The organism is Planctomycetota bacterium (genome assembly GCA_035574235.1).
Lineage (GTDB): Bacteria > Planctomycetota > MHYJ01 > MHYJ01 > JACPRB01 > DATLZA01.
Genome location: DATLZA010000098.1, coordinates 1 through 7,988, shown reverse-complemented (window position 1 = coordinate 7,988; position 7,988 = coordinate 1). Strand labels below are relative to the sequence as shown.

The window sequence follows — 7,988 nt, the reverse complement described above, 5'->3', positions numbered from 1 at the left end:
CGAAGCCGCCGGCGCGGAAGCGACCGGCGGCGCGGGAGCGGGGGCCACCGCCGGCGCCGCCGGCGAGGGCGCCGGATCCCGGAAATCGGGATCCTCGAACGTCAGGACATGCCGGCCCACCTGGATCCGGTCTCCCGGGCGCAGGAGCGCCTGATTGACCTGGCGGTCGTTGACGCGCGTGCCGTTGCGGCTTTCGAGATCGACGAGTTTGTAGCCCTGGTCCGTCCGCTCGACCTGGCAATGGCGTCGCGAACACTGCTTGTCGTCGAGAGCGATCTTGTTCTCGCTCGACCGGCCGATGGAGGTCACCGCATCGGTGAGTTCCACGGTCCGCTGCTGGGTCCCGTCGCTGACGATGAGTCGAGCCATAGCGGGTGATCCGCTCCCGAAAACCTCACCGATTTTAGGGGCGGATCGCGGACGGGTCAAAGGATTGAGGCGGAATTCGCTCCCGCCATGCCTCGGGTTGAGGGTATCATCGAGGCGGCCCATGAGAATCGGAACAGCCTTGGCGCTTCTTCTGGCCGCCGCCCAGGAACCGCTCCCGCCCGTTCCCACGCCCCCCACGCGTCCCCCGGGTCCTCCGCAGTCCGAGAGGCATGCAACGGAGCAACTTCCGGAGGACGTGGAGCGCCTGTTCCTGGTGGACCGCACCGAACTTCGAGGCCGGCTCGTGGATGTGCAGGCCGCCGGCGTCGCGGTGTTCCGGGAGGGCCAGGCCGGCCGGGAGCGCCGGCTGCCTCTCGAAGAGGCGACGCACCTCCTCTTCGGGTCCGGTGGGCCGGTTCGCCCCGACCCTCAGGCGGAGCAGGTGCGGCTTCTTCATGGGGCGCGCTTGAGCGGAAGGGTGGAATCCTTCGACGGCCGCCGCCTCGTCCTGGAGGCGTCGTTCGGACGCCTGACCCTGGCGCGCGAGGACATCCGGTCCCTGTCGCTGTCTCCGCTTCGGGGCGCGCCCCCCGAGGTTCGCGAGGAACCGCGCGACATCCTCATCGCGGAAAAAGCGGGGGGGCCGGAAGAGGTCAAAGGCGAGGTCGCCTACGGCACGCTCCGGGGGATCGACGCGAACGCCGTCCGGTTCGTGCCGCCTTCCGGCGAGGAACGCTCCTGGGAACGGGGTACGGTGCGCGAAATCTTCCTTTTCCGCCCGGGGGCGCCCTCCGAGCCTCCCCCGGGATGGTTCGCCCGCGTTCTGCTGAGAAACGGAGACCGTTTCGTGGGCGTCCTCGAAGGCGCGACCCCGGCGTCGATCCGCGTCTTCTGCCCGCTTTTCGGCCGGGCCGAAGTTCCCAAGAAGCTCGTTCTGACGATCGCGTTCGTTCCGCAGGCCCGCATGACCGTCGGCCACGTGCTCGTGTGCGATCAGAACGGGGTTCGCGAGTTCGATCGGCAGGGACGGGAAGTCTGGTCCTACACGGAGAACGTGCAGTACGCCTGGTCCGCCCGGAAGCTCGACAACGGAAACGTGTTGATCGCCAACACGAACCACAACCAGGTGATCGAGGTGAAGCCTTCGGGCCGCCAGGGCGGCGAGGTCGTCTGGCGCCTGGACGGCTGCATGTACCCTTATGACGCCGTGCGGCTGGAAAACGGAAACACCCTCGTGGCCGAACACGCGGGCGGGCGCGTGGCGGAGTACGACGCCCGGACGCGCGCCGTCGTGTGGCAGCACGCGGTGAATTCGCCCATGTCGGTGCAGCGGCTGGACCATGGGACCACGCTCATCTGCGCCAACTTTCAGCTTTTCGAAGTGGACCGGGACGGGCGGGTGCGCTGGCAGATGCGGGTCCCCGGCGTCTTCGCCTGGCGGGCGCAGCGCCTGGAGAACGGCAATACCCTCGTCGTGGACCACCGGCGCGGCCAGGTGCTCGAGATCGACCGCGACGGAAAGGCCGTATGGACGCTGGGAAACCTTTCCCGCCCCGTCCAGGCGCTGCGCCTCGACGACGGCAACACCCTGATTCTCGAGCAGGGACAGAACCGCGTGCTCGAAGCGGATCCGGCGGATCCCCGAAAGACCGTGCCCCGGATCACGGGGCTCGAGTATCCCCAGGCCATGTCCACCTACTGATCGCCGCGGCGGTCAGGCCATCGAACCCAGTTCCGATCCGGGTTCGCCCCGGCGGATCTCGCGGCGGACGGGGATGAGGACGAAAAACGTGGTCCCCCGGCCGACTTCGCTTTCCAGCCACACCCGGCCGCCGTGGTGCTCCACGATCGCCTTCACGATCACCAGGCCCAGACCGGTTCCGGGAATCTGGGCCGTGTGGGAGGAATCCACGCGGTAAAAAGCCTGAAAGAGATTTTTCTGGTGCTCGGGGGGGATGCCGATGCCTTCGTCCTGCACCTCGACGCGAAGGTTCGTTTCCTCCGCCCGCATCCGGACCCACACGCGACCGCCCCGCGGCGAGTACTTGATCGCGTTGGAGATGAGGTTGACCATGACTTCCTTCATCTTCTCCTTGTCCAGCAGCATCTCCGGCAACTCCTCGGCGATCTCCAGGACAAGCTGGTGCCGGTCGGACTGGACCTTGGAAATATGAAGGACCTCGTCCACGATCGTCCGGGGCCGCACGAGTTCGAAGTGCATCTTCATCCGCCCGGACTGGATGCGCGAGACGTTCAGGAGGTCGTTGATGAGGAAGAGCAGGCGATCGGATTCCTCGTCGATGACCTTGAGGAAATCCTTCATCTGAGGATCCTGGGCCATGTCGAGGAGCGCTTCCGTGTAGGCCTTGATCGAGGTGAGGGGGGTCTTCAGCTCGTGCGAGACGTTGGCGACGAACTCGCTTTTCATCTGGTCGAGCTTGCGCAGGCGCTCCAGCTCCCGCGAGGCGGTCATGTCCCTCAGAACGATGATCCAGCCCAGGGGCACGAAGCGTTCGTCGCGAAGAATGGAGCCGGAGACGGCCATGGGAAGCTCCAGCCCTTGAGGCAGACGCGCCGTGACCATGCGCTCCATCGCGAAACCCATCTGTCCGAGGTCGCGCAGGATCTCGTCTACGGCGCGGCCGACCTCGGGCACGAGGACTTCGGGGTACGGGCGGCCGATCGCGTCGGCGGCGATTTCAAGCATCGCCATGGCGTTGCGGTTGAGCCGCGTGATGCGGCGTTCGTTGTCGAGGGTGACGATGGCGTTCGTGATGGAGTCGAGGATGTTGGAAAGGAGGGTCGACTCCCCGATGGAGCGGGTCACCAGGCGGAGGTTCGCCAGGATCGCGGCGGCCTGATCCGCCAGGAACGAGACGGGATCCAGGTTCATGGCCGCCACTTCCTCGGCCCTTCCGGTGACGTCCACGACGAGGAGCCCCACCCGCTCCTGCCGCGCCCGCAGGGGGAAGGCGGTGATGAAGCGGCCTTCCGCGTGGGGAACCGTGGCCGGCTTTCCCTCGGACAGGACGTAGTCGGCCACCGCCGGGTCCGGCAGGAGGGCGGGGGAGCCTCCGACGAGGGCCGGCGGGTCGCCGGCGTAGAGGAAGACGGCGGCCTCCCGCGCGCCGAGCCGCGTGCTCCCCGCCTCGGCCAGGATCCGGGCGACCTCGGCGGGCTCCTGGGCCAGGAACATGCGGGTGACCGTCTCCTGGAGGGCCAGCGTCTCCGGGGAGGGCGTCATCGCCCGGTAGGTGCCCGAGTCCGTCTTGGGCCCGTCGGACGCCATGGATCACTTGATGAAGTCGAGGAAGACGACGGCCTTCTCGATCTCGGCCCCGGTCTCCTCCAGGAGGCCGTCCAGATCCTCGACCCGCAGGCCCAGGGACTTCCAGGCCCCCTCATGGACGCGCGGGATGCGCGCATCGCCTCCGTTGCCGAATCGGAGGGCGCGAACGAGGATGTCGGCCAGGTGAATGATCTCGGAGAAGCGGGGATTTTCCGAAGCCAGCGCGGGGTTGTGATGGCATCGCGTCGTCTCCACCAGTCCCCGCGACAGGTTCCAGCGCTCGAAGAGCCAGGCGCCCACGTCCGCGTGCGTGGCGCCCAGGACCTGCGCCTCCGCGTCCACGATCAGGAGGTTCTTCTGCCGGACACAGCGGAGCACCTCGTCGAACATGTCCGGCAGAAACTGATCGAGGACGATCTTGCCCACGTCATGAAGGAGTCCCGCGATGAAGAGCTCCTCCAGCATGGGATACTGAAGCCGGCGGCCGAGAACCTTGGCGGCGGCCCCGCACCCGATCGAGTGCTTCCAGAACTCCGCGCGGTCGAAGGCGTCCCCCGGCCGGGCCGCGCGCCGGAAGACGTCGAAGATCGTGGAAGACAGGACGATCGACTTGATCGTGTTGAACCCCAGGATCACGATCGCGTGGGTGATCGTGGTGATGCGGTTGGGGAAACCGTAGAACGAGGAATTGACGACCCGCAGGACCTTGGAGGTCAGGGAGGGATCGCTCGAGATCACCTGAGCGACCTCCTTGGCCGAGGTGCGCGGGTTCAGGATCATCTGGTTGATGTTGTGAAGCATGGACGGCAAGGTCGGCAGTCCCTGGATCCGGTCCACGAGCTTGCGGACCCGCTCCTGCACCTGGAGGGAAGAAGAGGGTTCCATGGGCTGTGCTACCGGATCCTCGCCAGGAGGTACCGGCGGGCCGCCTCCCGCAACGCCGCCATGACGGGGTCCGACTCTGTTCCGGCGAAGGTCGCGTCGATCTCCCGGGAGAGGGCCTCCCGGCGGGCCTCGAGGTCGGCGGCCCGCGTCGGCGCTCCGGCGCCGTCTTCGTCGACGAAGAGGTGGGCCACGTGACGGTCGCGGCACTGGACCAGGATCTCGGGGGTTAGAACCGTGCCGGCGGGGAACAGCACGTTGCCGCGCAGGTCCACGACGTCGCGCGCCGCCCGCTGGCCGGGACGCGCTTCTTCCGTCCTGACGAGTTTCATGGAACGTCCCCGGGGGATGATAGCACAGGATCGGGCCCGGTGGGGGAGGCGGGTTACGAGCGGCGCTCGAGAACGAAGTCCGCCAGACTGTGGAGACTCTCCGCGTAGACCGAGTCGCGCACCGCGCGGAGGCTGGCCTTGGCCTCCTCCACGAACTCGGCGGCGCGCCGCAGCGAATAGCTCAGGATGTCCCGCTCCCGGATCATGCCCAGGACCACCGACTTCTTCTCCGCGACCCCGTTCGGAGAGGCCAGGAGGTTCTGAAGCTCGCGGCGCTCCGGCGGCGGAAGCTCGCTCAGGAGCTTGATCACCGGCAGCGTGAGCTTGCCCTTTTCGAGGTCGGTCCCGAGGGACTTGCCCATCTCCGCTTCGTCGCCGGTCAGATCCAGGCAGTCGTCCACGATCTGGAAGGCGATGCCGAAGGCCTTTCCGTACCGCGCGAGGGCTTCCACGGCCGCGGGATCGGCGCCGCTGCCCACGCCGCCCAGACGGCAGGCCGTGGCGAAGAGCGATCCGGTCTTGTAGTAGATGACCTGGACGTACTGCTCCTCCGAAAGATCGAAGTTGAACTTCGTGCCGATCTGGGACAGCTCCCCCACGCACATTTCCTCGACCGTCCGGGCCAGAATGAGATTCGCCTCGCGGTTATGGAGCTTGGCGCAGAGCGTGTAGGCCTTGGCGAAGAGGTAGTCTCCGAAGAGGATCGAGGCCTCGTTGCCCCAGACGCTGTTGAGCGTGCGCACCTGGCGCCGGAGCAGCGCTTCGTCCAGGACGTCGTCGTGCACGAGCGTGGCGTTGTGCAGGAGCTCCACAACGGCCCCGAGGGCGATGTGGAGATCGGTCACGTGGCCCAGAATGTGGGCGGAATGAAGAAGCACCGCGGGGCGGACGCGCTTCCCGTGGAACCGCGTGGCGTGCTCCAGAAGGCGGGCGACGAAGGGGTTTTCGTGGGCGAGTTCCCGCCGGAGGACTTCCTCTACGCGCTCGATTTCCGCCTGGATGGGTCCGTAAATGCCCTTGAGCGCGGTCGCCGACTGACCCAAGAATACCCTCCTGCCGTCTCGCGTCGGCGGGGAAGTCTAGCACGCTCCCACGGGTCGCGCAATCAAAATTCTCGGGACCGCTCCTCGATCGCGGCGGCGTCGGCGGGCGTGTTGAGGTTGAAAAAGGGCGAGCGTCCGTCAACGGCCCATTCGGCGTCGCGCACGCGGCGGATCCGCGCGCGAACCCCCGCGAGAAAAGCCGTGGCCTTCCACTCGCCGCGCGCGACGGCGGCCTCGATCGCCCGCAGGCACGCCCGACCGTACACCGCGTGCAGCGGCTCCAGCCCCGCATCCGATTCCGGAACGACCGCGTCCCAGCCTTCCCGCGCGGAGACGATCTCCTCGATGAGCCGGGGGTTGAGAAAGGGAAGGTCGCAGGCCGCGACGAAAACGTAGTCCGTTCGCGCCGCGGAAAGGACGGCGTGAATTCCGGAAAGGGCCGAGCGCACGGGCAGGACGTCCGCCGTCGTTTCGACCCCGAACGGGGCGTAGGGGGAGGGATCCCGGGCCGCCACGAGGACGCGTTCGAAGAGGGGTTTCAGGATCTCGATCTGGCGGGCCAGCAGCGGGCGGCCGCGGTAGGGGTAAAGCGCCTTGTTGCGACCCAGGCGCGACCCGGCGCCTCCCGCGAGGATCCCGGCGGTCACGGGGAAGGGCATGGGTCCCAGCATAACGCCCCTGCGGAAAAAAAACAGCGGCCGGTCGGGGCGTCCGACCGGCCGCCGCGCAAAAACGCGTGGCTAGGTTACTTCTTCACCACGATCTTGGTGGCCACGCCGTCCTTGGCCGTCACCTCGACGGTCTTGCCGACGGCGAGGTCGCCCTCGATCTTGGTCTCCTCGGTGATCGAGAACGCCTTCTGGGCCCCGCCGGATTCCACCGTCACGGACTTGCCGGCCTCGTAGGCGGTCACTTTGCCCGTCACTTTCTCTTCGGCCGCCAGCGCGAAGGCCGGGCCGGCCACGAGCGCCACCGCCACGAGCACGCCGAGGCTCGCCAGAACGTGTCTGCGATCCACCATAAAAACCCTCCCCTGAAGCCCTTCTCCACACCGGGCCCCTCGCCAGAAACCGCCGTCCGGTGAAGGGCCCCCCGGACGCCGGCCGCTCTCCACCACGGAGAGACGCGGGCCCATCGGGAGGCGTATTATAGGTTTGACTTGATTTCTTTCAAGCCTTCGCCTCCGCTCTTATCTAAGACATCCCGGCGCGAAGGTTTCTCCGGCCCAAGGTCCGACGCCGCAAGTTCGTTGCGCCCGCCGGGGGAGCGTCGTACAATGAACTTCTCGCCCCTCGGGGAAGGAGCGGTCGATGGTCGACGAGTCGAAACTGGACATCCGCCGGGTCATCGAGCAGGGCTCCCAGCACACCACGATCTCGAACCTCGCCAATATGGGCATCCGCAACGTCCGGGTGCTCGACGAGCGCACGATCCTGGAGCTCATCCGCAACGCCGTGGACCAGGCGGTGGCGCTTCAGACCGAGGAGGAGCGCGCCCAGCTCGTCGCCGAATCCCGCAAACAGCTCGACCGCCTCATGGCCGAGCGCAACGAATTCATGACCCGCGCCAATATGCTCGAGGCGGGCAAGAACGAGCTCATGCAGCAGGTCGAAAAACTTCAGGAGGAGCTCCGGCTGCGCCGGCAGCTCGAGGAACAGAGCGAAGCTTCCTTCCAGACCCAGCTCAAGGACATCGTCGAACGGCACAAGGGTCAGCAGGAAGAGCTCGCGCAGCTGCGCGAGGAGAACGCCTGGCTGCGCGAGGAGCACGATCGGCTCGTCGAGGAGCTGGACCGCGCGCAGACGGAGATCAAACGCCTGACCCGGGAACTCGAGGAACGGAGCGCCGCGGGATCGGAAGTTTCCGCGCTCCAGGAAGCGCTCGAGTCCGTCCGCGCCGAGGCCGCCTCGCTTTCGGAAGAGGTCGCGCGGCTCCGGGACGAGGCCTCGAAGAACGCCGCGCGGGCGGAGGAAGCGGGGCGCCTTCGCGACGAGCTCGCGCGCGCGTCCGAGGAGCGGGATCAGGCGCTTCAAGAGGTCGCCTCGCTCCGGGAGGATCTCGACCGTGAGCGGG

The 7,988-nt window shown here is 67.3% G+C and carries 9 protein-coding genes; 2 read left to right on the top strand and 7 right to left on the bottom strand.

The annotated features are described in order from the left end of the window. A partial coding sequence (locus VNO22_08280; GenBank protein ID HXG61356.1) for an FHA domain-containing protein occupies positions 1-369 on the bottom strand: 369 nt, incomplete at its 3' end. Between the two features lie 121 nt (positions 370-490). On the opposite strand from VNO22_08280, the gene VNO22_08275 reads away from it, so the two are divergent. Then, entirely contained in the window at positions 491-2,071 is a 1,581-nt protein-coding gene (locus VNO22_08275) for a PQQ-binding-like beta-propeller repeat protein (GenBank protein ID HXG61355.1), read from the top strand. A 12-nt stretch (positions 2,072-2,083) separates the two neighbouring features. Here VNO22_08275 and VNO22_08270 read toward each other — a convergent pair whose 3' ends face one another. The 6 genes from VNO22_08270 to VNO22_08245 all read right to left on the bottom strand — a co-directional run bounded on the left by VNO22_08270 (position 2,084) and on the right by VNO22_08245 (position 6,936). Continuing rightward, positions 2,084-3,658 carry an ATP-binding protein gene (locus VNO22_08270; GenBank protein HXG61354.1) on the bottom strand — a complete coding sequence of 525 codons (1,575 nt, stop codon included), beginning with the start codon at positions 3,656-3,658 and terminating at the stop codon, positions 2,084-2,086. A 3-nt stretch (positions 3,659-3,661) separates the two neighbouring features. Continuing rightward, entirely contained in the window at positions 3,662-4,543 is an 882-nt protein-coding gene (locus VNO22_08265) for an HDOD domain-containing protein (GenBank protein HXG61353.1), read from the bottom strand. An 8-nt stretch (positions 4,544-4,551) separates the two neighbouring features. After that, a complete protein-coding gene (locus VNO22_08260; GenBank protein ID HXG61352.1) occupies positions 4,552-4,872 on the bottom strand; it encodes a hypothetical protein in 321 nt (106 codons plus the stop codon). Between the two features lie 53 nt (positions 4,873-4,925). Further along, the gene (locus tag VNO22_08255; protein ID HXG61351.1) at positions 4,926-5,915 is read right to left on the bottom strand and encodes a polyprenyl synthetase family protein; all 990 of its coding nucleotides are present in this window, start codon (positions 5,913-5,915) and stop codon (positions 4,926-4,928) included. Positions 5,916-5,977: 62 nt separating this feature from the next. Further along, on the bottom strand, positions 5,978-6,574 hold the full coding sequence (locus tag VNO22_08250; GenBank protein HXG61350.1) for a molybdenum cofactor guanylyltransferase: 597 nt from the start codon (positions 6,572-6,574) through the stop codon (positions 5,978-5,980). Between the two features lie 86 nt (positions 6,575-6,660). Then, entirely contained in the window at positions 6,661-6,936 is a 276-nt protein-coding gene (locus VNO22_08245; GenBank protein ID HXG61349.1) for a hypothetical protein, read from the bottom strand. A gap of 289 nt (positions 6,937-7,225) precedes the next feature. Here VNO22_08245 and VNO22_08240 point away from each other — a divergent pair. Continuing rightward, positions 7,226-7,988: hypothetical protein (locus VNO22_08240; GenBank protein HXG61348.1), on the top strand; the 763-nt coding region annotated here is incomplete at its 3' end.

Bases quoted from the DNA above. Each gene is read 5' to 3' on its own strand.
- VNO22_08275 (HXG61355.1), top strand. From the start codon at position 491: ATGAGAATCGGAACAGCCTTGGCGCTTCTTCTGGCCGCCGCCCAGGAA.
- VNO22_08270 (HXG61354.1), bottom strand. From the start codon at position 3,658: ATGGCGTCCGACGGGCCCAAGACGGACTCGGGCACCTACCGGGCGATG.
- VNO22_08265 (HXG61353.1), bottom strand. From the start codon at position 4,543: ATGGAACCCTCTTCTTCCCTCCAGGTGCAGGAGCGGGTCCGCAAGCTC.
- VNO22_08260 (HXG61352.1), bottom strand. From the start codon at position 4,872: ATGAAACTCGTCAGGACGGAAGAAGCGCGTCCCGGCCAGCGGGCGGCG.
- VNO22_08250 (HXG61350.1), bottom strand. From the start codon at position 6,574: ATGCCCTTCCCCGTGACCGCCGGGATCCTCGCGGGAGGCGCCGGGTCG.
- VNO22_08245 (HXG61349.1), bottom strand. From the start codon at position 6,936: ATGGTGGATCGCAGACACGTTCTGGCGAGCCTCGGCGTGCTCGTGGCG.